The organism is Klebsiella sp. D5A (assembly GCF_001620885.1).
Lineage (GTDB): Bacteria > Pseudomonadota > Gammaproteobacteria > Enterobacterales > Enterobacteriaceae > Klebsiella > Klebsiella variicola.
The window spans coordinates 1-491 of the sequence record NZ_LOAR01000052.1 but is presented as its reverse complement, the minus strand read 5'-3'; the positions used below and the strand labels follow the sequence as shown (position 1 = coordinate 491).

1 pseudogene is annotated in these 491 nt (G+C 61.7%); it reads right to left on the bottom strand.

Annotated features, from left to right (window positions below):
- Positions 1 to 491: pseudogene (locus tag AS136_RS25955) on the bottom strand (phage tail tip fiber protein); the annotation flags it as partial.

Genomic DNA, 491 nt, shown 5'->3' with positions numbered 1-491 from the left:
ATTTTCCCTTCGGCATCCGTTACGCGCGCCGTCAGGCCGCTCACGGCGCTCGCCGTCGCGTCGGAGGCATCCTGTGCCGCTTTCGCATCGGTGACATCCGTGATGACCAGATCGTCGATATACAGTGAATAGCCAGGGGTACCGTTGCCGGTGGCGCCACGGGTGGAGATCCAGACCACCGCGCGTGTTCTGCCCGCCCCGTTGTTACTGGCGATACCCGTGAATTTCACCCACTTATCGCGCGCGCCCAGAGAGGCTTCGCTGACAGTGACCGCCGCCTGCCAGGCATTTTGCCCGGCAGCATTCTGTGACTGGATACCGACCAGCGTTGTCCACCCGGAGGAGGGCGCCTGATCCGCCGGCATCATGGCCCAGAACTCAAACCGGAACTTCGCGTCCTCACGGACTGACTGCCAGGTGCCAAGCTGTTTATCACTGTTGCCGCTGTTGTTCTCATCCCGTCTCAACTTCAGGCTCTTACCGCCGGTGAA